This window comes from Tolumonas auensis DSM 9187 (assembly GCF_000023065.1).
GTDB lineage: Bacteria > Pseudomonadota > Gammaproteobacteria > Enterobacterales > Aeromonadaceae > Tolumonas > Tolumonas auensis.
In genome coordinates, this window is the sequence record NC_012691.1 from 1,576,037 (window position 1) to 1,599,587 (window position 23,551).

Genomic DNA, 23,551 nt, shown 5'->3' on the forward strand with positions numbered 1-23,551 from the left:
AATCCTTATAGTCAATTTTGAACTGGAGAATCTACCCAACATACCGCTACTAAGCAAGTCCAACCAGTGTATGAAATCTACGGAAAAATGTGCTGAACAGCCCATTTCTGCTTGCGGAACCATTTAAGTCATCTAATCTGCGTCTGATCCGGCCAAACAGCGTTCGCTCATCATCTATTGAGCCGGCAGGACATCCCATCAACAATTCGACAGCTTCTTCAACATGACCAACCGGATAAATATGGAATTGCCCGTTTTTGACGGCATCGACCACTTCATCTGACAGAATCAGTTGCAGGTAGTTTGATTCAGGTATTACAACACCCTGTTTTCCGTTCAGGCCCTGAATAGAGCAAACGCGGAAGAAACCTTCGATTTTCTCATTCAGTCCGCCTACGGGCTGAACATTACCAAACTGATCGACCGCACCGGTTACCGCCAGATGCTGATAAATAGGTTGCTGTGCCAGTGCGGAAAGCAAAGCACAAAGACCCGTCAGAGCGGCGCTGTCACCATCTATTTCACTGTACGATTGCTCGAACACCAGATTGGCAGAAAGCGGCGAGGGGTTCTCGGCACCGAATAATGTAGAAAGATAGCCGTGAATGATCATCATTGCTTTTGCATGGATATGACCGGCTAATTCTGCTTTACGTTCAATATCCGATACATCGCCGTCACCCATATGCACGGTGGCTGTCAGGCGAACGGGCTCACCAAAGTCATAGGGATGTCCCATGATCTGAATAACAGACAGCCCGTTAATCTGACCAACAACTTCGCCCTCTGTTTGCAACAACATCTGTTCATCAACAATACTTTGATCGGACTGCTCAACGATGTAATTCAGACGGTATTCCTGCTCAGCCAATGCTGCCTTGATATGCAGGACACTGATCAGTTCTGCACCTTGTTCTTTGGCGATGCTGTTTGCCAGTTGCATCAGGGCAACAAGCTGGTTTTCGGCAAAAGAAAGAATGCGTTGATGCTCACACAAGCGACAGGAGAAACGCATCAGCTCTTTAACCGCCGGAGCATCAAAATCCAGCAGTTCCCAGTTATTACGGATATGACTCAGTAAACCAATGAACAGGTTTTGCGTATCATCGTCGTAAGGGAATTCAGCAACCAGATCGGTGCGTAAAAAAGTTTTCTCTGCAAACTCATTATCCAGCAGGTTGAATTCGGCAATGGAAATGCGATCGCCAACCAGAATCAGCTTGATATCAAGCGGAGTGGCTTCTGGCTGGAAGAATGGGGTTTGTGGAGGTGTATCTTCCGGTGCTGACCAGTCAAGATAACCGGTTGTCAGTGCATTGTGCAGCTTGAACCAGAGTTGCGGTTTCATCAGCAATTCATCGACCGGGATGATCAGATAGCCGCCATTGGCTTCACGCAGTAATCCGGCTTCCAGTAAATGATGGTTACTGTAAACACTTCCCTGTTCAGTGACATAGTTAATGGCACCGAACAACGAACGCCAGGTTAAATCGCGGGCATAAATAACAGGAGGCTGCGGTTGAAGCTGATGGATCATCAGATTCATTAATACCGGATGGGTAAACACGCCATCTTGTGCCACATGCGCGGAGAGTTCAGTAAGATATTCAGCAAGTTTTTCATTATTATCCTGTTTCTTCAGGATCTTCTTTACCAGCTCTTCGGCATCTAAGCGTAAGCGTAACAGCTTAAACAGATCATCCAGTAAGTCGCAGAATTCCGGACCCGTGCCAGATTTCAGTTGCAGCCAGATTGGACGGAACGGATTTTTCAGATTCTCAGTATAACAAAGGTCAAAACTGCGATTGAAAGGGGTCGGACAGTCATCAATCAGATCCATGATAACCCGTTCGTAGTTGACGGCAGGATAACCACTCAATAGCAGTGCCGGGCAACTCTGACTCGCAGTGTTGAGACGCAAGATAGCTGATGCAGCACGTTCCTGCGTTTCTGCAAAACTAATTGGTTGTACAGACGATAATTTTTCAAACGACAAGTCTGAAAATCTGGGAAGAAGGGCTTCTGCAGCTAGTTCTGTCACTTAGATTTAATTCCTTTGTAATAGACATCAATGATTATACCTGACCGCGCTGACAAACCCATCTCTTCTCTCAGCGCTGAAAACATTAAGTTTTGTAATTTGGTTACATAAATGAAATTAAAATAATATAAAATCAGCAAGAATAATGATCTGGAACAACAAATGTCATGCATGAGTCTATTCCTTAATCGATATCCATTCTGAATCCGTAAAAAAATTACAAAACATGCTGGACATTTGTTCTATCTGGATCAAAAATACACTCATTGACTAAGCATCTGCTTCGTCGCCAAGTTTCCTTTGTTGTTGTGTGTTGTTGCCCCTCAAGTGGTTGCCGGTGATTCACCCCCACTAAAATCAGTTGAAAGGGCTTTATTTTTGCTGATATTGTCAGTGCCTCGTTTTTGGGGGTAACCGAAAGGTTACCCCTTTTATTTTTGGTTTTTTTTCTGATGAATGCATTCCAACTTCTCCGACAGCAACGTTTAGCCAGAGCGACAAAACCATTCAATGCCCGCGGCGGCTCTATCGTCCGCTGTGAGGGGTGCGGGTTACCAGTACACTTGTGTGCTTGTGAATTAAAGCCTCAGGGTGTCCCGAATGCTGCTTTCTGCCTGCTGATGTATGACGCAGAACCATTGAAACCATCTAATACGGGTCGTCTGATCGCGGATGTCTTTCCGCATGATACGCACGCATTTTTGTGGTCACGGATGGAAGTGGATGAAAAGTTACTGGCATTACTGAACGATCCGGCTTATTCGCCGGTTGTGGTGTTTCCTGATAGCTATGTAACAGACGAAGAGCGTGTTGTTCTGTCTTCTACAGAAACACTGAAAACACGGCCTTTATATATTCTGTTAGACGGAACCTGGCGCGAAGCAAGTAAAATGTTTCGCAAGAGTCCGTATCTGAATCAGTTCCCGGTTATATCTGTACAGCCGGAAACGCTGTCAACTTACCGGTTGCGTGTTGCCGCGCATGATAATCAGCTTTGCACCGCTGAAGTAGCATGCTGCCTGCTCCAGCAACAGGGTGATACAACATCTTCTGTATTACTTCACCAGTGGTTCTCTGTATTCCGCGAACGTTATCTGAAAATCAAACCTCATCACAAAGCCGAAGCATAATATTTAATTGTTAGTAACTGAGCAGACAATTAAAAAATAAACGCCACAAATGGGAATGAAAATCATTTTTCATACTATACTCTAAATGCATCTTTTCCCTGATTAAACTAATCTGAGGATTTTGCTATGAAAGTTAACAAAAGCTACATGCCTGTGTGGCTGGTATTAATGACTGTTTTTGGCGTCAACGCCGCAAATCATGAACAACTTCTGAAGGATGCACTAAGCGCAGCGCCTCCTTCTTTGCGTGATAAAGTAACCGTTATGGACTGGAATCACAATGTACTCCAGAAGGGAACGGATGGTACATATACCTGTTTTCCAACACCTGCTCAGCTGCAAGGAACTGCGCCTATGTGTATGGATGCAGCCTGGATGGAATGGGCTGATGCATGGATGAACAAGAAACCATTTGAGGCTAAAACCATTGGTATTTCATACATGTTAGCGGGTGATGAGGGGGCAAGTAATATCGATCCATATGCGAAAGGCGAAACGGCAGATAATCAGTGGGTTAAAGAAGGCCCGCATTTAATGATTATTACCCCGAATAAAAATCATTTAAATTCTTTACCAACTGATCCTCATAACGGTGGTCCTTACGTTATGTGGAAAGACACACCTTATGCTCATATTATGGTGCCTGTTGGAGAGAAAAAATAATTGATGGCAGGGCATCAGCTTTATCTGTGGTGCCCTGGATCAAGCCTCTTCACTGCAGCTGATCGGATAAGAAAAAACCAGTTCCACATCTGATTTGGGGATGGTGCGGCAGGTCAGGATTTCATTTTTACCGGTTAAGGCCAGAGCATCAAGCTGGGCGACTTCACCTTTCAGCAGATGGCAACGGCAGACGCCGCATAAACCGCTGCGGCACTGGTATTCAGGATGAAAACCCGCCTGTTCCAGTTGATCAAGTAACAGTTCACGGGTGTTTCCGTGAACTGTCTGATTATTAATGGTAATTTTCACTGAACTCACAGTTCAAATCCATCAAGATCCCCGGTATTGATTTCAGCATCAATCTGGCCTACCAGATAGGAACTGATTTCTACTTCCTGCGGTGCTACCTGTACGTTATCAGAATTCAGCCAGGTATTGATCCATGGCAGCGGATTCTGACGATCTGCATCGAAAGCCAGCGGTAAACCCACGCCCTGCATACGCACGTTGGTAATAAATTCAACATACTGGCAAAGAATGTCTTTGTTCAGGCCCAGCATAGAACCATCTTTAAACAGATAAGATGCCCATTCCTTTTCCTGTTCGGCTGCTTTTTTGAACAGAGCGAAACACTCATCATGCAGTTCGCGGGCAATTTCCGCCATTTCCGGGTCATCATTGCCTTCGCGAAGAATGTTCAGCATATGCTGCGTTCCGGTCAGGTGCAGTGCTTCATCGCGGGCAATCATTTTGATGATCTTGGCATTGCCTTCCATCAGTTCCCGTTCGGCAAAGGCAAATGAACAGGCAAAACTGACATAGAAACGGATCGCTTCCAGTGCGTTAACGCTCATCAGACACAGATAGAGTTTCTTTTTCAGTTCGCGGCGTGAAACGACAACTGTTTTACCATTCACCTGATGTGTGCCTTCACCCAGCAACTGCCAGTATTGCGTCAGCTCAATCAGTTCGTCGTAATAACCGGCAATATCTTCCGCACGTTTGATGATTTGTTCATTAACGACGATGTCATCAAACACAACAGCCGGATCATTCACGATATTACGGATGATATGGGTGTAGGAACGCGAATGAATGGTTTCAGAGAAGGCCCAGGTTTCAATCCAGGTTTCCAGTTCCGGTAAAGAAACCAGTGGCAGTAACGCCACGTTCGGACTACGACCCTGAATAGAATCCAGCAGGGTCTGATATTTCAGATTCGAGATGAAAATATGCTGTTCATGTGGCGGTAACGTCTGATAGTCGATGCGATCCTGGGATACATCGACTTCTTCCGGACGCCAGAAGAAAGAGAGCTGTTTCTCGATAAGGCGTTCGAAAACTTCATATTTTTGTTGGTCATAACGTGCCACGTTGACGGTCTGACCAAAGAACATCGGTTCTTTGCGGGCATCATTTGGTTGTTTGGAGAAAGTGCTATACGCCATTATTCTATTCCTGCTTATACCCTTCGTACTTGAAGTTGCAGCGTCGTTGACGGCACTCACTCACCCCAATCACATAGCTTATCTATGTTCATGGGGATTCGTTCACTTGTCGCCTTGCCGCAACTCCAATTACTTTGGGTATACTAGTATTAAGGCCTCTCAGTGAGAGGCCATACCTGCTTAAATCTTACATGCCCCGCCAGAACAATCATCGCTCTGGGCTACCTGCAATTGTGCATCGTCAGCACCATCCCGGGTGTTATGGTAATACAGCGTTTTCAGACCGTATTTGTAGGCGGTTAACAGATCTTTCAGCAGTTGTTTCATCGGCACTTTGTGGCCTTCAAACCGGCTCGGATCATAGCTGGTATTTGCGGAAATCGCCTGATCGACAAACTTCTGCATTACGCCGACTAATTGCAGATAACCATCGTTATTTGGCTGGCTCCACAGTAACTCGTAGTTATCTTTCAGTTCCGTGTAATCAGGCACAACCTGACGCAGGATGCCATCTTTCGACGCTTTCACGCTGATCAGACCGCGCGGTGGTTCGATACCATTAGTGGCATTCGCGATCTGACTGGATGTTTCAGATGGCATCAGTGCCGTCAGTGTCGAGTTACGCAGACCATGCTGCCGGATCTCGTGACGCAAACTGTCCCAATCTAACAGCAACGGTTCCTGGCACAGATCGTCCAGATCACGTTTGTAAGTATCGATCGGCAGAATACCCTGAGCATACGTGGTTTCATTGAAACGTGGGCATGCACCGAATTCCTTCGCCAGTTTTACAGACGCTTTCAGCAGATAATACTGGATCGCTTCAAAAGTACGGTGCGTCAGGCCAAGCGCTGAGCCATCAGAGTAACGCACACCATTTTTCGCCAGATAATAAGCATAGTTGATAACACCAATGCCCAGCGGACGACGCCACATTGCGCCATTTTTAGCAGCAGGAATCGGATAATCCTGATAATCCAGCAGTGCATCCAGAGCACGAACGGCCAGCTCGGCCAGCGGTTCCAGCTCATCCAGTGATTCAATGGCACCCAGGTTAAAGGCAGACAGTGTACACAGGGCGATCTCGCCATTCTCATCCAGATAATGATCCAGCGGTTTGGTTGGCAGAGCGATTTCCAGACAGAGGTTGCTCTGACGAACCGGTGCTACTGCAGGGTCAAACGGGCTGTGCGTATTGCAATGATCTACGTTCTGAATATAGATACGACCGGTACCGGCACGTTCCTGCATTAACAGCGAGAACAGCTCTACTGCTTTCATCTGACGTTTGCGAATAGCCGGATCTTTCTCATATTGCAGATACAGACGCTCAAACTCAGCCTGATCAGCAAAGAAAGCATCGTATAAACCGGGTGCATCAGAAGGCGAGAACAGGGTGATATTACCGCCCTGGATCAGACGCTGATACATCAGACGGTTGATCTGAACGCCGTAGTCCATATGACGTACACGGTTCTCTTCCACACCACGGTTATTTTTCAGAACCAGCAGTGATTCAACTTCCAGATGCCATAACGGATAGAACACAGTTGCCGCGCCACCACGAACACCACCCTGAGAGCAGCATTTCACTGCAGTCTGGAAATATTTATAAAATGGGATACAGCCGGTATGGAAAGCTTCGCCGCCACGGATTTCACTACCCAGAGCACGGATCCGGCCTGCGTTGATACCGATACCGGCACGCTGGGAAACATAACGCACGATAGAAGAGGCTGTCGCGTTGATAGAATCCAGACTGTCACCACACTCAATCAGTACACAGGAGCTGAATTGACGGGTAGGGGTACGCACGCCAGACATGATCGGTGTTGGCAGAGAAATCTTGAAGGTAGAAACTGCATCGTAAAAACGTTTGATGTAATCCAGACGCGTGGTTCTTGGATAATTAGCAAACAGACATGCTGCCACCAGCATATACAGGAACTGCGGGCTCTCGTAAATCTCACCGGTAACGCGGTTTTGCAGCAGATATTTGCCTTCCAGCTGTTTCACTGCGGCGTAAGCGAAATGCATATCGCGCTCGTGAGCCAGATAACCGTCCAGCAGATCGAATTCTTCTTTGCTGTAATCGGTCAGCAGTTGCTGGTCGTAACGACCGGCTTCAACCTGTGTTTTGACTTGTTCAAAAAGAGAAGGCGGTGTGAAGCCACCATAAGCTTTTTTGCGCAGATGGAACATCGCCAGACGTGCTGCCATATACTGGTAATCTGGCGCTTGTTCGGAAATCAGATCGGCGGCAGATTTGATCAACGTCTCATGGATGTCAGAAGTGCGGATACCGTCATAAAACTGGATGTGTGCGCTGAGTTCGACTTGCGAAACCGATACACCTTGCAGGCCTTCCGCCGCCCAGGTTACAACGCGGTGAATTTTATCCAGATCCAGTGCTTCGGTATGATTATCCCGTTTCGTGACCATCAGGCTAGCTGTCATGGTGACTCCCGTAGTTGTTTATGAAAAACACAATATGTAGTGCTTATGATGTATATAAAATACAACATAAAGAATAAAAGCGATAGCTTGACAAAAACTGGTTGATGAAAAATTTAGCAGTAAATCACAGGAAGGTACAAAATAAACAGCACCGGAGAAGTGCTGTTTAGTGTAAAAGGAAGCTGATTTTCAGCGGGATAACCACTTCAGTAAACTGTGTGGATCAGACATTTCCACATCGGCTTGCCATTCTGAGAGTAACTCAGTTTCTGCGATATAGCCCCAGGCTGCTATCGCTGTTTTCATGCCGGCATTCCGGCCCGCTTCTATATCCCGGATATGATCGCCGACATATAAACAGTCTTTTGCCTGTACACCGATCTGAGCGCAGGCATACCATAATGGCTCCGGATGTGGCTTGCGCACCGGTAAAGTATCTGCACTCACTGTGGTTGCACAGCCCGGTAATTCCTTAACCAGAGCCAGTAACGGTTCAGTGAGAAACGCAGGTTTATTGGTGACAACCCCCCACGGGATCAGGCTTTGGTTTAACCAGTTGATCAGCTCGATCATGCCATCATAGGGGCGGGTACCCACATACAAATGCTGAGCATAAAAATCCAGCAATTGCTGGCGTAAAACCGCCAGATCATGCTCGGTTTGCTCGATGTCAGTTAACCCGGCCTTAATCAATGCCAATGCACCATCCGAAGCGGTTTGTCTGATCACTGAATCGGATAAGGGTGCTTTACCGATTTGTCCTAAAACAAAATTAGCGGCTGCTCCCAGATCAGGCGCTGTATCGAGCAGCGTACCATCCAGATCAAATAATACGGCGGAAAAACGGGAATGGCTCATAGTGGTTTTTCACAGAAAATCTGATAGTTAACAGAAACATCATCTGACAATTTAAAATGTTCAGTCAGCGGATTATAGCGCACACCCGCTACCTTCCTGGTCAGCAAGTCCGCGCTGTCACAGCAGCGGATAAGTTCTGCCGGGCGGATAAATTTCGCGTGATCGTGTGTGCCTTTAGGAACGATCTTCAATACTTGTTCTGCCGCCAGAATCATCAGTAACCAGGATTGTTTCGTGCGGTTGATCGTTGAGAAAAAAAGTTTTCCGCCCGGTTTGGCTAATTTGGCGCAAGCGCGAACAATCGATGCCGGATCAGGCACATGTTCCAGCATTTCCATACAGGTGACGACATCAAATGAAGCAGGGCGCTGTTCCGCCAGCTCTTCGACGGTGATGCGCTGATAATCGAGTTTCACATTTTGTTCTAACGCATGCAGGCGAGCAACCTGCAACGGCTCATGGCCCATATCAATGCCTAAAACCTGAGCACCTTGCTTTGCCATGCTTTCGCTTAAAATACCGCCGCCGCAGCCGACATCAAGCACTTGTTTGCCAAATAAACCTTCGCAATGATCGGAAATCCACTCCAGACGCAGCGGATTCATCAGGTGTAATGGTTTGAAATCACCGTGAGGATCCCACCAGTTACTGGCAATGGCTTCAAATTTAGCTATTTCCTGAGAATCAACATTCATTTAGCGCTGTCCTTCATGACAGTTTGGGGTTGGTATCAGTGCATTATATCCAACGAGTTAGCTTAAAACAGGTGATCTGTCAGCGATTGGGGAAATCCATCATTTGTGATAGAATTCGCCACTATTGCTTTCAAGTAGCTTGAAGTAGGAATACATAATTATATGAGCGATCTAGCCAAAGAGATCATCCCGATAAATATCGAAGACGAGTTACGTAACTCTTATCTCGATTATGCAATGAGTGTCATCGTCGGGCGTGCACTGCCAGACGTGCGGGATGGTTTAAAACCAGTGCATCGTCGTGTTTTATTTGCGATGCACGAGTTGAGTAACGACTGGAACAAACCTTATAAGAAATCTGCCCGTGTCGTCGGTGACGTGATCGGTAAATATCACCCACACGGTGACTCAGCGGTATACGACACTATCGTTCGTATGGCGCAGGATTTCTCCATGCGTTACACACTGGTCGATGGTCAGGGTAACTTCGGTTCTGTAGACGGCGACTCCGCTGCTGCGATGCGTTATACCGAAATCCGTATGGACCGCATCGCTCATGAGCTGCTGGCTGATCTGGAAAAAGAAACTGTCGATTGGGTTCCTAACTATGACGGCACAGAGCAAATCCCGGCTGTTATGCCAACGAAGATCCCTAACCTGCTGGTAAACGGTTCGTCCGGTATTGCGGTAGGTATGGCGACCAATATTCCGCCACACAACCTGACTGAAGTCGTCGATGGTTGTCTGGCACTGATGGAAAACTCAGAATTAACGATTGATGAGTTGATCCAGCTGATCCCAGGTCCTGATTTCCCAACAGGCGGTATCATCAATGGCCGTTCCGGTATCCTTGATGCGTACCGTACTGGTCGTGGCAAAATTTATGTGCGTGCGCGTACTGAAATTGAAACTGACGAGAAGAACGGTAAAGAATCCATTATCGTCACTGAGTTGCCATATACCGTCAACAAAGCCCGTTTGGTAGAAAAAATTGCCGAGCTGGTAAAAGATAAAAAAATCGAAGGTATTACTGCGCTGCGCGATGAGTCTGACAAAGACGGTATGCGTGTGGTGATTGAATTGCGTCGTGGCGAGCTGACCGAGGTTATGCTGAATAATCTCTACACGCACACACAGATGCAAAACGTGTTCGGTATCAACATGGTGGCGCTGGTTAATGGCCAACCAAAAACACTGAATCTGAAAGAGATTCTGGCTGCCTTTATCGACCATCGTCGTGAAGTAGTTACTCGCCGTACCGTATTTGAATTACGTAAAGCGCGTGAACGTGCACATATTCTGGAAGGTCTGGCGATTGCGCTGGCGAATATCGACCCGGTTATTGAGTTGATCAAAAACTCCTCCAGCCCGGCAGAAGCGAAACAAGGTCTTGTTGCCCGTGGTTGGGCGCTGGGTGCTGTAGCTGAAATGCTGGAACGTGCTGGTGGTGATGCGGCACGTCCTGAATGGCTGGAACCAGAATTCGGTATCCGTGATGACCATTACTTCCTGACTGAACAACAAGCTCAAGCCATTCTGGATCTGCGTCTGCACAAACTGACCGGTCTGGAACATGAAAAAATTCTGGATGAATACCGTGAATTGTTGGGCGAAATCGCTGAACTGCTGCGTATTTTGGCTAGCCCAGAACGTTTGATGGAAGTCATTCGTGAAGAACTGGAATTTGTGAAATCTCAGTTCGGTGATAAACGTCGTACCGAAATTCAGGCCGCCAGCATCGAAATCAACATGGAAGATCTGATCACACCGGAAGACGTGGTGGTAACACTGTCGCACGAAGGCTATGTGAAATATCAGCCATTGTCTGACTACGAAGCGCAGCGTCGTGGTGGTCGTGGTAAAGCCGCGGCGAAAGTAAAAGATGAAGATTTCGTTGAACAACTGTTAGTGGCGAATACTCACGACACCATTCTCTGCTTCTCAACGCAGGGTAAAGTGTACTGGCTGAAAGTTTATCAATTGCCTGAAGCCAGCCGTACCGCACGTGGCCGTCCGATTATCAACCTGTTACCACTGGATGAAAACGAACGTATTACCGCGATTCTGCCGGTTAAATCTTACGATGATGATAAGTATGTCTTCTTCGCAACCGGTGATGGTACGGTGAAAAAGACAGAACTGTCTGCTTATTCCCGTCCGTTGTCATCAGGTATCCGTGCTATTAACCTGAATGAAGGTGATTCACTGATTGGTGTCGCCATCACTGATGGTAACAGCGAAATTATGCTGTTCTCTGATGCCGGTAAAGTTGTCCGGTTCAACGAAAGTGATGTTCGTTCCATGGGTCGTACCGCAACGGGTGTTCGTGGTATGAAACTGGGTGAAACGGATAAAGTCGTTTCGCTGATCGTTCCTCAGAATGGCGGTGCTATCCTGACTGCAACCGAAAATGGTTACGGTAAGCGTACTGATCTGGCGGAATATCCGGTGAAGAGCCGTGCAACATTGGGCGTGATCTCGATTCAGGTGACTGAGCGTAACGGTAAGGTGGTCGGTGCGATTCAGGTTGATGAATCAGATGAAATCATGCTGATCACCAACGCTGGCACACTGGTTCGTACCCGTGTCTCAGAAGTTGGATTGATTGGCCGTAACACCGCCGGTGTTCGTCTGATCCGTACTGCGGAAGATGAGAAACTGGTTAGCCTGGAACGTGTTGCAGAACCGGAAGGCGACGAGTCAGACGCTGAAGGTGATGTTGATTCATCTGAAGAAACATCAGCTGAATAAAGTCAGAGAGAGGACGTAGTACATGAACGCATGGAAATTCTGGTTAGCAGCTACGCTGTTTAGTGGAATTCAGACGGTCTCTGTAGCTGCAACAGACTCTGGCGAAAAGAATGTGCCAGCAAAACCGTCACTGGTGACACCTGAAGTGATGGCGAAATACGCCATCACCAAACAGACGATGGATAAGAAACCGAACTGTAACGATGTTACAGTTCCGCTTCTGTCGGCTTTTTGTGAGCGGCCAATTCTGACTTCGCTGGACGGTAAAATCCGTCAGCTGATGCAGGAATTACCGTCCAAACAGGCTCAGTATCCGCAGTTTGATTTGCAGAAAGATCAGCAGTCATGGCTGACTCGTCATGATAACTGTATGCAAGATAAAGACCTGAAAATGTGTCTGGAGCTTTCCTATATGGAACGATTGTCTGAACTGCAATCACAGTTCGGGCTTGTTCCGCAGGAAGGTCCAATCCATTATCAGTGCGGTGCTGACAAACAGGATGTCTGGCTGACGTTTTATGCAACCTCACTGCCTGCGGTCATTGTGAAGAATAATGATCAATACCGTGAAGCGTTTATGGGTCCACTCAGTCGGGGTGTGAAATACACCTCACATGAGCTGATCGTCGAAGAACGTAAACAGGCCGCGACTATCCATTGGGATGATAAAACACTGGATTGTCAGCAACGGGCTGATTAATTCCAGTATTTTTTAGTTCTGCTGAAAGGACAAGCCAATGCTTGTCCTTTTTCTTTCCTGTCTATGCAGACAATTTCTGCCGTACATTTGCGGCCATCAGATCCCAATTCCCGGATTGCTCAGTGAGGATCGTCAAATGCCCCATTTTTCTGCCCGGGCGGGGTTCCTCTTTCCCATATAAATGGAGTTTCAGTGCCGGAATGGAGAGTAATGCCTGCCAGTCTGGTGTTTTTGTCTGTCCGTCGGAACCCTGATACCAGTGATCGCCGAGAATATTGATCATGATCGCGGATGAGTGCGCCCGGCTATCGCCTAACGGCAAACCGCACAGAGCCCGAACCTGCTGTTCAAATTGCGAGGTATAACAGGCGTCTATGGTTGCATGTCCTGAATTATGCGGTCTGGGCGCAATTTCATTCACCAGCAATTGGCCACCGGCTACAAAAAATTCCACTGCCATCGTGCCGATATAATCCATTTTCCCGGCGATCAGTCTGGCAATGCTTTCTGCTTCTACTCTTAAATGATCGGGGAATGCCGGTGCCGGCATAACGGATACATCAAGGATACCGTGCTTATGCACATTTTGCGCAACAGGGAAAAATTCTATATTTCCGCAGTCATCCCGGGCCAGAACAACCGAAACTTCGTAATCCAGGTCCAATTTTTTTTCCAGTACACAGGGTTGTGAATTGAACTGGTTAAATGCGGCTAATGCTTCAGATTTATTTTCTACAATCTGCTGACCTTTACCGTCATATCCCGAGCTGGCGAGCTTGATGATGCCCGGATAGATGCTGGCCGGTGACATCAGGATGTCCTGTTCAGTGGTAATGTTCAGGCTGGCAGCATGCGGAATGTCATGTGCCTGCAGAAAGCTTTTTTCACGACTTCGGTTCTGGCAGATCCGCACTGCTGCTGCATCTGGCCGGACAGGAATATGACCCGCCAGATAATCCAGTGTATCAGCCGGAATATTCTCGAACTCGGTGGTCACTGCGGCGCAGATTGTCGCCATATAATTTAAGGCATTAACATCATCATAAGCAGCGATGATGTGTTCATCGGCAATTTGTCCTGCCACGCTTTGTTTATCAGGATCAAGCACCAGTACGCGGTAACCCAGTTTATGTGCAGCCAGAACAAAGTAGCGACCTAACTGGCCGCCACCTAAAACACCAATTGTTGCTGGAGGCAGGATCATTCAGCGTTCTCCGGCTCAAGGCTCATTTCCATCACCATGTCATGCTGACGTTGGCGATACGCAGTCAGCTGCTCAGTCGATGACTTGGCATAGTTCGGATTGCCAGCCGAGATCATGGCGACGGCAAATAATGCGGCGTTGGCCGCGCCGGCTTCGCCGATCGCAAATGTGGCAACCGGAATGCCTTTCGGCATTTGAACGATAGATAACAGCGAATCCATCCCCTTCAGATATTTGGACGGAACAGGAACACCTAATACCGGAACGGTTGTCTTGGCTGCCAGCATGCCGGGGAGATGTGCGGCACCACCGGCACCGGCAATAACCGCGGATAATCCTCTTTGCCGGGCGGTTGAGGCATAGTCAAAAAGCAGATCCGGCGTCCGGTGTGCTGAAACAACCTTGGCTTCATAAGGAATACCAAATTCGTCCAGAATGGCGGCGGCAGCCTGCATCACAGGCCAATCAGACTTCGAGCCCATCACAATACCAATAATCGGTGCTGTTTTGTTTTCCTGATCCATGTTTACTCCGGTATTAAGGTAACTTTTGCGGGATATTAAAAATCTCAGGGAAGCAGTATTTCTGCTTCCTGAAGAAAGGCCATCATGGCGTAATCGGGGTAATAACGTTTTTTGATATGCGTCAGCACCTGTTCTGCCTGTGCGCGGGTGCATATCACATCAATTCTGATATTGGCCTTTTCATCCCAGGCTGCGTCGCGCAGTCCATGTCGTCCGCGGCCCCGGGCGTCTGAAACGGTATAGCCTGTAATTCCCATCTGCTCTGCATCCCGCAGGATGGATTGTTCGATTGCTGCCTCAGTGATAATGGTGAGTAATGTTCTTTTCTCTGTCAGTACTGTCATAAACTCACTCCGGTCAGCATCTGCGCAAAATGGTGATATAAGGGGATCCCGATGATAATGTTGAAAGGGAACGTGATTCCAAGCACTGCGGATAAAGAGAGCGCCGGGTTTGCTTCCGGTACGGCTAAACGCATCGTTGCCGGAACCGCAATATAGGAAGCGCTTGCCGCCAGGACGGCCAGCAAGGTAATCCCTCCGGCGGATAATCCGATGAGAACACCACAGGCCATACCGAGTACCGCTGATATCAGCGGCATCGTGATACCAAATGCGATGATCACGATGCCATTCCGGCGCAGATCGCCCACTTGCTTTGCAACAATCAACCCCATTTCCATCAGGAACAGCGCCAGTGCACCTTTGAAGAGGTCGAAAAACAAACCTTTGATGGATGAAAGTCCGTCCGGACCAGCAATCCATCCGATGATCATCCCACCCAGCAGTAACGTGACGCCTTTGCCGAAAAAGGTTTCATGCGCGAGTTGTCGCCAGTCAGTGCCTTTTTTAACACCGCGGACCAGAATAATGCCTGCCATGATGGCGGGAATTTCCATCACCGCCAGAAAGACCGCCATCTGCGATTCAAACCCGATGTTCTTTGTCATCAGCCAGTTAGAGCCTACCGCGAAAGTAGCAACACTGACTGAACCATAGTGGGCTGCTGTTGCAGCTGCGTTAGCCCGGTCGAAACGGCATAAATACTTGAGAATGGAAAATGCGATCAGTGTCTGAATAATGCCTAATGTAATGACCGCCAGAAGCTGCGGTGCCAGAGAAAAAACAGATTGTTGTGCAAGACCCTGACCGCCTTTCAGACCGATAGCTATCAGTAAAAACACAGACAAGGAATCATAAAGTGCAGAAGGTAATTTAAGCTCCGACTTCACCAGACCGGCCAGTAATCCGAACACAAAAAAAAGCACTACAATATCCGGCATAGACGACTTCAAGCTCCTTTGCTCTGAATTCGGACATCTTTCTGATACGCCTGTTCATTTCCTGGAAATACGGCTGACAGGGTATCGACGGCGCCATGGTAGACTTGTTTGTTAATCGAAAAAATCAGATTATTACTGAGTAATATTCGAAAAAAACTGATCAAGGAGCTATGACAATGCTGAACTATAAGCAGCTCTACTATTTCTGGAATGTCGCCAAAACCGGAAGTATTACCCGTACCGCAGAAAAACTGCACCTGACTCCGCAAACAATCAGTGGTCAGTTGGCCGAATTTGAACGAAACCTGGGCGTTGATCTGTTCCGCCGAACCGGAAAACGCTTCGAGCTGACAACGGCCGGTAAAATGGCGTTATCACATGCGGATGATCTGTTTCAGATCGGTAACGAGCTGGAGCAATTACTGCGTCATGGCGTGAACAGCAGTGAACAGTCGTTCCGGATTGGTATTGCCGATGCGGTTCCGAGATCGCTGGCATATCAGTTGCTGGCTCCGGTTATCTCTCTTCCTGTACCGGTACGCCTTGTTTGTCATGAAGATAAACTGGATCGGTTATTCGCGGAATTGGCAATTCATAAGCTGGATCTGGTGATTGCAGATCAGCCGTTACCCTCTGAGCTGGGAGTGAAGGGATATAATCACGAGCTGGGCCGCTGCTCTGTCACTTTTTGTGCGGTACCGGAGCTGGCAGAACGATATGCTCCGGGATTTCCATCTTCTTTAAATAATGCCCCCATGTTATTGCCGGGTGATAAAACCTCGATGCAGGCATTGCTCGATCGCTGGTTCAGTAAATGTCAGATCCACCCGCATATTATTGGTAAATTTGATGACAGTGCGCTGATGAAAGCATTCGGCAAAGCCGGTGCCGGGATATTTCCGGTGCCGTCAGTGATGGTGGATGAAGTCAGAGCACAATATGGTGCCGATGTTCTGGGTGTCATACCTGACGCGCTTATCCGGTATTACGCCATATCCGTTGAACGTCGTATTACACATCCGGCAGTTCTGGCGGTCAGTCAGGCGGCGAAAAAAATATTATTTACAGAGAAAAATGCAGAGCGTTAATTGATCGGACGGGAATGATGTCGTTCTGATTAAATTGGCGAATTTGTGGCAGATAAGTAGAATGGCGGCCTGCAATATTGAGGTCGCACCATGTCATCACCATTATCATCACTGACCGTATCACCAGGCCGGGTCATTCTTGCACCGATGGAAGGGGTGCTGGATTCTTTGCTGCGGGAAATTCTGACCGCCGTTAACCATTATGACCTCTGCGTCACCGAATTTGTGCGGGTGGTTGATCAGCTGCTGACCCGTAAGACGCTGTATCGCCTTTGTCCGGAATTATTACATGGTGGAAAAACGACCAGCGGTACTCCGGTAAGAGTTCAGCTGCTGGGGCAGCATCCGCAGTGGCTGGCTGAAAATGCAGTATTAGCGACAGAATTAGGTTCTCCCGGTATTGATATCAACTTTGGCTGTCCGGCTCGCAGAGTCAATAACTCATGCGGCGGCGCGGCATTACTGAAAGAACCGGAAAGTATTTATCGGATCCTGCGTACTGTCCGTGATGCCTTACCTGCGGAGCAGCTATTATCTGCCAAAGTCAGACTTGGCTGGAGTTCGCCGGATGAATGTCACGAGATCATTGATGCGGTAATACAGGGCGGAGCAGGTGAACTGGCAATTCATGCGCGCACCAAAGAAGATGGTTACAAAGCCGATGCCATTAAGTGGGAATGGATAAACACATTACGTCCAAAAATTAACATTCCGCTGATAGCGAACGGCGAGATCTGGAATGCGGCAGATGCTATGCGTTGCCGGCAGATAACAGGCTGCAATGATCTGATGGTCGGGCGGGGCGCATTGCAATTACCTAATCTTGGCGCAGTAATAGCAAAAAATGCAACGGCAATGATGTGGTCAGAAGTAATGGGATTATTGCTGCAGTATGCTGACGCGGCATTACAGCAACCCCGATCGGATTATTTACCGAGCCGGTTAAAACAATGGCTGGTCTTCCTGAAACAGCAATATCCGGAAGCAGCAGAGCTCTTTATGTCGATACGTACAGTACATGATACTTCGGCATTTGTTGAACAACTTAACGCTGCTAAAACAAAGCGGGCCTGATCGCCCGCTTTAAGTCATTTCATTCTGAATCCGCCAGTGGCCAGCCACCGAGTGATTTCCATTTGTTTACAATATAACAGAACAATTCTGCCGTGCGCTCGGTGTCGTACAGCGCAGAATGTGCTTCATTATTATCAAATGGAATAGCTGCTGTCTGACATGCTTTGGCCAGCACAGTCTGACCTAATGCCAGACCAGCTAGCGCCGCTGTATCGAAAGTTGCAAATGGATGGAATGGATTCCGTTTCAGCGATGCACGTTCCGATGCGGCCATCATAAAGCTATGGTCGAACGTCGCATTATGGGCAACCACGATGGCACGATTACAACCTTCAGCTTTCATTCCTTTGCGAATGATTTTGAATGTCTCATGTAACGCATCGTATTCGCTGACGGCTCCGCGTAACGGATTAAATGGATCAATACCATTAAAATCAATGGCGGCTTTTTCAATGTTGGCACCTTCAAAAGGTTCAACATGGAAATGAATCGTCTGATCCAGTGATAACCAGCCATCCTGATCCATTTTTAAAGTTGTCGCTGCCATTTCCAGCAATGCGTCCGTTTTCGGGTTAAACCCGGCAGTTTCAACATCAATCACAACCGGGTAATAACCGCGAAAGCGTTCTTTCAAGCACATAAACAGATACCAACTCAGAATGAATTATAAAAATTAAGGTTCGCGGATTTCCTGCGTGCTCATCAGGCCCATTTTTTCAAACAGGCTAAACAGCAGACTTACGACAATCGCAAGTAAAGTAGCCAGTGCCATCCCTTTCAGAGAAACGGTGCCTACCTCGATATGCGCACCAGATAAACCGACGATCAGTACGATAGAGGTCAGGATCAGGTTTTTCGGCTTGCTGTAATCTACTTTTGATTCAACCAGTATACGGATACCAGACGCTGCGATAACACCGAACAGCAGCAGGGAAACACCGCCCATTACCGCTACCGGGATACTACCAATGATCGCAGTAAATTTACCCAGGAATGCCATAACGATAGAAATCACCGCTGCACCGCCAATAACCCAGACGCTGTAAACGCGGGTAATGGCCATTACACCGATATTTTCACCGTAGGTCGTAGTGGGTACTGAACCAAAGAAACCAGACAGTGTAGTCGAAACGCCATCACCCATCAGCGAACGATGCAGACCAGGGTCTTTTTTCAGATCTTTGCCGATGATTTTTTCAGTCACGATAAAGTGACCGATATGCTCTGCAATTACAACGAACGCCGCAGGTAAAACAGTGATGATGGCGCCCCAGTTCAGAACAGGGGTGTAAAACGTCGGGACAGAGAATACAGATGCGGTATTCACGGCATCAAACTTCACCATGCCCATCGACAGAGCCAGCAAATAACCGGCAACAATAGCAATCAGGATCGGGATAACGCCCAGGAAACCACGGAACAGAACGGAACCAAACACCACCACACCGAAGGTGAACATAGAAACTGTTACCGTGGAAGCATCCAGAGTTTTTGCAGTTAATCCGGCCATATCAGCAGCAACCGGTGCCAGCTCCAGACCGATGATCGCAACGATAGCGCCCATTGCTGCCGGAGGGAAAACCACATCAATCCAGCGATAACCAAAGGTTTTAATAATTAAGGCAACCGAGATAAAGATAAGACCAGAAGCAATAAAGCCACCCAGTGCAGCTTCATAGCTAAGTGTGGTCATTACAGCAAATACAGGCGACAGAAATGCAAAACTGGAACCCAGATAGGCAGGCACTTTACCCTGACACAGTATCAGGTAAATCAACGTACCAATACCGTTGAATAACAATACAGTACCCGGATCGATTTTGAACAGCATCGGCACAAGAACGGATGCGCCGAACATGGCGAATAAATGTTGCAGGCTTAACGGAATGGATTGAAGCAACGGCGGGCGTTCATCAACCTGAATAATCTGTCTGCGCACAGACGTCTCCTTTCTTTGAGTGAGGCAATCATAAAATCCAAAAAATCGGAACATTATCGCAAAAACAGGCTTCTATTTATATGGGGAACAGTATAAATAGCCATTGAAATAATAATCCTGAATACCTGATTTTGTTGCCGGTAAGGGGAATAAAATGGGAGACGATGAGACGGTAGCCTGGTTGTAAAAACGGCCTCATCATGAGGCCGTCTTATATTGCTTAAGCGCCCAGACCTTTGCCAGCATCTTTCTTGTTAATCAGCTCGATCTTGTAACCATCCGGATCTTCAACAAAAGCGATAACCGTAGTACCGCCTTTTACCGGGCCGGGTTCACGGGTGATTTTCGCACCAGCAGCACGAAGTGCATCGCAAGTGGCATAAATATCTTCCGCTTCCAGAGCAATGTGACCATAAGCAGTACCCAGCTCATAGCTTTCAACGCCCCAGTTATAAGTCAACTCAATGACGGCTTCATCCGTTTCTTCACCATAACCAACGAAGGCCAGAGAGTATTTGTACTCTTCGTTGTCACTCTGACGCAGTAATTTCATACCTAAGACTTCAGTATAAAACTTAATAGAACGTTCTAAATTACCAACACGTAACATGGTATGCAGAATGCGCATGGATCACTCCTCTGGTTCAGTTTTCTGTTTATATTCACATAAATCTTCAATCAGACAAGAACCACAACGCGGCTTGCGGGCTATGCAGGTATAGCGACCATGTAAAATCAGCCAGTGATGCACATCCAGTTTAAATTCAGCCGGAACATGTCTGAGTAATTTCTCTTCGACTTCGTTAACATCTTTTCCCGGTGCAAAACCCGTACGGTTCGCAACCCGGAATATATGGGTATCCACTGCAATGGTTGGCCAGTCAAACGCCGTATTCAGCACCACATTCGCTGTTTTACGCCCGACCCCCGGTAACGCTTCCAGTGCGGCTCTGTTTTCCGGTACTTCGCCGTTATGTTTTTCCAGCAAGATCGCGCAGGTTTTTATGATGTTTTCTGCTTTGGCGTTATACAGTCCGATCGTTTTAATGTAGCTCTTCAACCCATCAACGCCCAGTGCCTGAATGGCTTCAGGGGTATTGGCGACCGGATATAACTTCGCCGTGGCTTTATTGACACTGACATCCGTAGCCTGCGCCGACAAAATAACGGAAATCAGTAGCTCAAACGGAGAAGTGTATTCCAGCTCCGTCGTTGGATTTGGATTGGCTTCCCGCAAGCGCTCAAGGATCTGACGACGTTTGTCTTTATTCATAAATCAGAAAGTGGTTACCCGGACACGTTCAACCTGTGCTCTGACAGGAGCTTTTCTCCGGGCAAAGCGTGCATTCAGGGCATTTTTGGCTGCGATAAGGAAACCCAGCACCAGAAATGCGCCCGGCGGCAGAATCGCCAGCAGGAACGTAGTGTCGCTGTGATAAACATCAACGCGCAGTGCCGAGGCCCATGAACCGAACAGAACGTCAGCGCCTGCGAATAATGTTCCCTGACCCAGAATTTCCCGGATACTACCCAGTACAAAGAGTGTAACAGCGAATCCCATTCCCATCATGAAGCCGTCAAATGCAGATTTCAGCGGACTATTCTGGCTGGCGAATGCTTCAGCTCGTCCGGCAACAATACAGTTGGTCACGATCAAGGCGATAAAGATACCCAGCGATTTATATAACTCATAAACGTAGGCATTCATCACTAGTTGCAGGCAGGTCACAATTGCCGCGATCAATAATACATAGATCGGAATACGGATCTCCGTCGGGATCCAACGCCGGAATAGAGAAATACCTAAGTTGGAGAGTGTGAGTACCAGCATAGTGGCGATACCCATACCCAGTGCGTTTGCGGCAGAGTTAGTCACAGCCAGCGTAGGACACAGCCCAAGAACCTGAACCAGGATTGGATTGTTTTTCCATAAACCTTGTTTGGCTATTTCAGTAAAACCGTTTCCGCTGACCTTTTGCTGCGGGGAGAGGTCATGACACCCTTTCGGTGAAGATTCCATTATTTCGCCTCACAGGCCGGGGCCTGTTCAATGAGTTCAGGATGCTGCTGCACCAGCAATAAAACATTTTTCAACTGTTTAACAATCGCCCGCGGGGTGATGGTGGCACCGGTAAAACTATCAAATTGTCCGCCATCTTTTTTTACCGCCCACAGTGCGTCATTTTCAACCGGTAATTTCTGGTGATTAAACCCGTCTATCCAGCTGTTTTTACTGCGTTCAATTTTATCGCCTAAGCCCGGCGTTTCATGATGTTCAAGTACTTCTACCCGCTGAATTTCAGCATCTGTGCTTACGCCGGTCAGTAAACGGATAGAACCGCTATAACCATCAGGAGCAACTGATTCAATAATATAGCCCGTAATGGCGCCATTTTTACGAGCCAAATAAACCGGATGAGAACGGCTGTTTCCCAGATAATCAGAGGTCAGTAACCGACATTCCTGATTTAAGTCATGATCGTACGAGCCAGTTGGCAGCATGCTGCCCAGAATTTGTTGTTGCTGGGATTGTTGTTGTGCGGCAATGACATCGTGTGTTTTGTAATCAGTAAAAACAATGGCACCGGTACAGATCAAAGCAAAGAAGCTTAACCGCAGGCCATTTTTTTGCATCGATTTCAGCATGATTAGTGTCCGTAAACGCGTGACTGGCTGTATTTGTCGATCAATGGCACCAGAATATTACAAAGCAATACCGAGAACGCCACACCATCCGGATAGCCACCAAAATGGCGGATAATAAAGACTAATCCCCCGACCAATGCACCAAAAACAAGGCGCCCCCGGGACGTTGTGCTGCTGGTTACCGGATCAGTAATGATAAAGAAAGCCCCCAGCATTGTTGCACCACTCAGTAACTCGATTTCCGGCATAGCAAATTGAGCCGGCGCCAGATAATGCGCCAGCGCACTGGCCGCAGCGAGCGTACCGAGCATGGCAACGGGTGTCTGCCATGGGATAAGTCGCAGCATAAATAACAAAATGCCACCAGCCAGAAAGCTCAGATTAATCCAGCGCCAGCCCTCATGACTAACTGCCGTAAAATTCGCGGAAGTAACCAGAGTATCAACTGAATGTCCGCGTTTTGATTCGGTTTTCAGATGATCCAGTGGTGTTGCCATTGTGGATCCATCAACCAGCGTTTTTAGTTGATAATTTGTCAGTCCTTCACTGGTTTTACCCTGAAAGATAACCGCAGCGGTTTCGGCCGGAGACAGCAGTTGTGCGGTCACAGCCTGAGGTGCCATCCAGTTTGTCATTGGGGCCGGGAAAGAGACCAGTAACAGGACGTAACCGACCATGGCCGGATTAAATGGATTCTGGCCAAGACCACCATACAATTGCTTGGCAATAATGATGGCGAATGCAGTAGCTAACACTACCATCCACCAGGGTAGTAATGGCGGGATTGCAACGGCGATCAGTGCTGCAGTCAGCAGGGCACTGCTGTCTTTCAACGACGCGGATACAACATAATTCCGCATGCGCAGAATGACAGCTTCAGACACAAGCGCGGTCAAGATGGCCAGCCCAAGCTGAAATAATACGCCCCAGCCGAACAGGTAGCATTGCGCAGCAATACCCGGAACTAACGCCAGCAGTGTCAGTCGCATAACACTGCTAGTGCTTTTCTGGCTATGACCATGTGGTGAAACGGCAATCGCAAATGACATGA

The 23,551-nt window shown here is 47.8% G+C and carries 23 protein-coding genes; 6 read left to right on the forward strand and 17 right to left on the reverse strand.

What is annotated here, in order from left to right; genetic code table 11:
- Positions 1 to 49 precede the first annotated feature (49 nt).
- The gene (locus TOLA_RS07270) at positions 50 to 2,041 is read right to left on the reverse strand and encodes a Lon protease family protein (RefSeq protein ID WP_015878510.1); all 1,992 of its coding nucleotides are present in this window, start codon (positions 2,039 to 2,041) and stop codon (positions 50 to 52) included.
- Between the two features lie 452 nt (positions 2,042 to 2,493).
- On the opposite strand from TOLA_RS07270, the gene TOLA_RS07275 reads away from it, so the two are divergent.
- Both TOLA_RS07275 and TOLA_RS07280 read left to right on the forward strand, forming a co-directional pair.
- Positions 2,494 to 3,171: a tRNA-uridine aminocarboxypropyltransferase gene (locus TOLA_RS07275; RefSeq protein ID WP_015878512.1), complete on the forward strand. Its 678-nt coding sequence runs from the start codon at positions 2,494 to 2,496 to the stop codon at positions 3,169 to 3,171.
- A 126-nt stretch (positions 3,172 to 3,297) separates the two neighbouring features.
- Positions 3,298 to 3,834: a hypothetical protein gene (locus TOLA_RS07280; protein ID WP_015878513.1), complete on the forward strand. Its 537-nt coding sequence runs from the start codon at positions 3,298 to 3,300 to the stop codon at positions 3,832 to 3,834.
- A gap of 39 nt (positions 3,835 to 3,873) precedes the next feature.
- Here the strand turns inward: TOLA_RS07280 and TOLA_RS07285 are convergent, their stop codons facing one another.
- The 5 genes from TOLA_RS07285 to ubiG all read right to left on the reverse strand — a co-directional run bounded on the left by TOLA_RS07285 (position 3,874) and on the right by ubiG (position 9,292).
- Entirely contained in the window at positions 3,874 to 4,152 is a 279-nt protein-coding gene (locus tag TOLA_RS07285; RefSeq protein ID WP_015878514.1) for a 2Fe-2S iron-sulfur cluster-binding protein, read from the reverse strand.
- The gene (gene nrdB / locus TOLA_RS07290; protein WP_015878515.1) at positions 4,149 to 5,282 is read right to left on the reverse strand and encodes a class Ia ribonucleoside-diphosphate reductase subunit beta; all 1,134 of its coding nucleotides are present in this window, start codon (positions 5,280 to 5,282) and stop codon (positions 4,149 to 4,151) included. The genes TOLA_RS07285 and nrdB overlap by 4 nt, the downstream gene beginning before the upstream one ends.
- Positions 5,283 to 5,462: 180 nt before the next feature.
- Positions 5,463 to 7,739 (reverse strand): class 1a ribonucleoside-diphosphate reductase subunit alpha, encoded by a 2,277-nt coding sequence (gene nrdA, locus TOLA_RS07295; protein ID WP_015878516.1) that lies wholly within the window; start codon positions 7,737 to 7,739, stop codon positions 5,463 to 5,465.
- A gap of 189 nt (positions 7,740 to 7,928) precedes the next feature.
- Entirely contained in the window at positions 7,929 to 8,597 is a 669-nt protein-coding gene (locus tag TOLA_RS07300; protein ID WP_015878517.1) for an HAD-IA family hydrolase, read from the reverse strand.
- Entirely contained in the window at positions 8,594 to 9,292 is a 699-nt protein-coding gene (ubiG, locus tag TOLA_RS07305) for a bifunctional 2-polyprenyl-6-hydroxyphenol methylase/3-demethylubiquinol 3-O-methyltransferase UbiG (RefSeq protein ID WP_015878518.1), read from the reverse strand. Before ubiG ends, TOLA_RS07300 begins: the two co-directional genes overlap by 4 nt.
- A gap of 162 nt (positions 9,293 to 9,454) precedes the next feature.
- On the opposite strand from ubiG, the gene gyrA reads away from it, so the two are divergent.
- Both gyrA and TOLA_RS07315 read left to right on the forward strand, forming a co-directional pair.
- Complete coding sequence (gyrA, locus tag TOLA_RS07310; RefSeq protein ID WP_015878519.1) at positions 9,455 to 12,043, forward strand: DNA gyrase subunit A; 2,589 nt, start codon at positions 9,455 to 9,457, stop codon at positions 12,041 to 12,043.
- Positions 12,044 to 12,065: 22 nt separating this feature from the next.
- Positions 12,066 to 12,743: a lysozyme inhibitor LprI family protein gene (locus TOLA_RS07315; RefSeq protein ID WP_015878520.1), complete on the forward strand. Its 678-nt coding sequence runs from the start codon at positions 12,066 to 12,068 to the stop codon at positions 12,741 to 12,743.
- A gap of 61 nt (positions 12,744 to 12,804) precedes the next feature.
- Here TOLA_RS07315 and TOLA_RS07320 read toward each other — a convergent pair whose 3' ends face one another.
- From TOLA_RS07320 to TOLA_RS07335, 4 genes are read right to left on the reverse strand one after another with little or no spacing between them, the layout of a single operon-like run.
- Entirely contained in the window at positions 12,805 to 13,947 is a 1,143-nt protein-coding gene (locus TOLA_RS07320; RefSeq protein ID WP_015878521.1) for a 5-(carboxyamino)imidazole ribonucleotide synthase, read from the reverse strand.
- Positions 13,944 to 14,471: a 5-(carboxyamino)imidazole ribonucleotide mutase gene (purE, locus tag TOLA_RS07325; protein WP_015878522.1), complete on the reverse strand. Its 528-nt coding sequence runs from the start codon at positions 14,469 to 14,471 to the stop codon at positions 13,944 to 13,946. The genes TOLA_RS07320 and purE overlap by 4 nt, the downstream gene beginning before the upstream one ends.
- A gap of 44 nt (positions 14,472 to 14,515) precedes the next feature.
- Positions 14,516 to 14,815 (reverse strand): P-II family nitrogen regulator, encoded by a 300-nt coding sequence (locus TOLA_RS07330; RefSeq protein WP_015878523.1) that lies wholly within the window; start codon positions 14,813 to 14,815, stop codon positions 14,516 to 14,518.
- Entirely contained in the window at positions 14,812 to 15,753 is a 942-nt protein-coding gene (locus TOLA_RS07335) for a sodium-dependent bicarbonate transport family permease (RefSeq protein ID WP_015878524.1), read from the reverse strand. The genes TOLA_RS07330 and TOLA_RS07335 overlap by 4 nt, the downstream gene beginning before the upstream one ends.
- A 176-nt stretch (positions 15,754 to 15,929) precedes the next feature.
- On the opposite strand from TOLA_RS07335, the gene nhaR reads away from it, so the two are divergent.
- Positions 15,930 to 16,841 carry a transcriptional activator NhaR gene (nhaR, locus tag TOLA_RS07340; protein ID WP_015878525.1) on the forward strand — a complete coding sequence of 304 codons (912 nt, stop codon included), beginning with the start codon at positions 15,930 to 15,932 and terminating at the stop codon, positions 16,839 to 16,841.
- 90 nt (positions 16,842 to 16,931) lie between these two features.
- Positions 16,932 to 17,915 (forward strand): tRNA dihydrouridine(16) synthase DusC, encoded by a 984-nt coding sequence (dusC, locus tag TOLA_RS07345; RefSeq protein WP_015878526.1) that lies wholly within the window; start codon positions 16,932 to 16,934, stop codon positions 17,913 to 17,915.
- Positions 17,916 to 17,934: 19 nt separating this feature from the next.
- Here the strand turns inward: dusC and rnt are convergent, their stop codons facing one another.
- The 7 genes from rnt to rsxD all read right to left on the reverse strand — a co-directional run bounded on the left by rnt (position 17,935) and on the right by rsxD (position 23,549).
- Positions 17,935 to 18,555: a ribonuclease T gene (rnt, locus tag TOLA_RS07350; protein ID WP_015878527.1), complete on the reverse strand. Its 621-nt coding sequence runs from the start codon at positions 18,553 to 18,555 to the stop codon at positions 17,935 to 17,937.
- Positions 18,556 to 18,588: 33 nt separating this feature from the next.
- On the reverse strand, positions 18,589 to 19,854 hold the full coding sequence (uraA, locus tag TOLA_RS07355; RefSeq protein ID WP_015878528.1) for a uracil permease: 1,266 nt from the start codon (positions 19,852 to 19,854) through the stop codon (positions 18,589 to 18,591).
- Positions 19,855 to 20,074: 220 nt separating this feature from the next.
- Positions 20,075 to 20,482, reverse strand: coding sequence for a lactoylglutathione lyase (gene gloA / locus TOLA_RS07360; RefSeq protein ID WP_015878529.1), 408 nt, complete (start codon positions 20,480 to 20,482; stop codon positions 20,075 to 20,077).
- 3 nt (positions 20,483 to 20,485) lie between these two features.
- Positions 20,486 to 21,127, reverse strand: coding sequence for an endonuclease III (gene nth / locus TOLA_RS07365; RefSeq protein ID WP_015878530.1), 642 nt, complete (start codon positions 21,125 to 21,127; stop codon positions 20,486 to 20,488).
- Between the two features lie 3 nt (positions 21,128 to 21,130).
- Complete coding sequence (locus tag TOLA_RS07370; RefSeq protein WP_015878531.1) at positions 21,131 to 21,874, reverse strand: electron transport complex subunit E; 744 nt, start codon at positions 21,872 to 21,874, stop codon at positions 21,131 to 21,133.
- A complete protein-coding gene (gene rsxG / locus TOLA_RS07375; RefSeq protein WP_015878532.1) occupies positions 21,874 to 22,500 on the reverse strand; it encodes an electron transport complex subunit RsxG in 627 nt (208 codons plus the stop codon). The genes TOLA_RS07370 and rsxG overlap by 1 nt, the downstream gene beginning before the upstream one ends.
- A gap of 2 nt (positions 22,501 to 22,502) precedes the next feature.
- Entirely contained in the window at positions 22,503 to 23,549 is a 1,047-nt protein-coding gene (gene rsxD / locus TOLA_RS07380) for an electron transport complex subunit RsxD (protein WP_015878533.1), read from the reverse strand.
- Between the last annotated feature and the right edge of the window lie 2 nt (positions 23,550 to 23,551).

Coding starts and splice junctions, on each gene's coding strand:
- TOLA_RS07275 (WP_015878512.1), top strand. CDS start 2,494: ATGAATGCATTCCAACTTCTCCGACAGCAACGTTTAGCCAGAGCGACA.
- TOLA_RS07280 (WP_015878513.1), top strand. CDS start 3,298: ATGAAAGTTAACAAAAGCTACATGCCTGTGTGGCTGGTATTAATGACT.
- nrdB (WP_015878515.1), bottom strand. CDS start 5,282: ATGGCGTATAGCACTTTCTCCAAACAACCAAATGATGCCCGCAAAGAA.
- nrdA (WP_015878516.1), bottom strand. CDS start 7,739: ATGACAGCTAGCCTGATGGTCACGAAACGGGATAATCATACCGAAGCA.
- TOLA_RS07300 (WP_015878517.1), bottom strand. CDS start 8,597: ATGAGCCATTCCCGTTTTTCCGCCGTATTATTTGATCTGGATGGTACG.
- ubiG (WP_015878518.1), bottom strand. CDS start 9,292: ATGAATGTTGATTCTCAGGAAATAGCTAAATTTGAAGCCATTGCCAGT.
- gyrA (WP_015878519.1), top strand. CDS start 9,455: ATGAGCGATCTAGCCAAAGAGATCATCCCGATAAATATCGAAGACGAG.
- TOLA_RS07315 (WP_015878520.1), top strand. CDS start 12,066: ATGAACGCATGGAAATTCTGGTTAGCAGCTACGCTGTTTAGTGGAATT.
- TOLA_RS07320 (WP_015878521.1), bottom strand. CDS start 13,947: ATGATCCTGCCTCCAGCAACAATTGGTGTTTTAGGTGGCGGCCAGTTA.
- purE (WP_015878522.1), bottom strand. CDS start 14,471: ATGGATCAGGAAAACAAAACAGCACCGATTATTGGTATTGTGATGGGC.
- TOLA_RS07330 (WP_015878523.1), bottom strand. CDS start 14,815: ATGACAGTACTGACAGAGAAAAGAACATTACTCACCATTATCACTGAG.
- TOLA_RS07335 (WP_015878524.1), bottom strand. CDS start 15,753: ATGCCGGATATTGTAGTGCTTTTTTTTGTGTTCGGATTACTGGCCGGT.
- nhaR (WP_015878525.1), top strand. CDS start 15,930: ATGCTGAACTATAAGCAGCTCTACTATTTCTGGAATGTCGCCAAAACC.
- dusC (WP_015878526.1), top strand. CDS start 16,932: ATGTCATCACCATTATCATCACTGACCGTATCACCAGGCCGGGTCATT.
- rnt (WP_015878527.1), bottom strand. CDS start 18,555: ATGTGCTTGAAAGAACGCTTTCGCGGTTATTACCCGGTTGTGATTGAT.
- gloA (WP_015878529.1), bottom strand. CDS start 20,482: ATGCGCATTCTGCATACCATGTTACGTGTTGGTAATTTAGAACGTTCT.
- nth (WP_015878530.1), bottom strand. CDS start 21,127: ATGAATAAAGACAAACGTCGTCAGATCCTTGAGCGCTTGCGGGAAGCC.
- TOLA_RS07370 (WP_015878531.1), bottom strand. CDS start 21,874: ATGGAATCTTCACCGAAAGGGTGTCATGACCTCTCCCCGCAGCAAAAG.
- rsxG (WP_015878532.1), bottom strand. CDS start 22,500: ATGCTGAAATCGATGCAAAAAAATGGCCTGCGGTTAAGCTTCTTTGCT.
- rsxD (WP_015878533.1), bottom strand. CDS start 23,549: ATGTCATTTGCGATTGCCGTTTCACCACATGGTCATAGCCAGAAAAGC.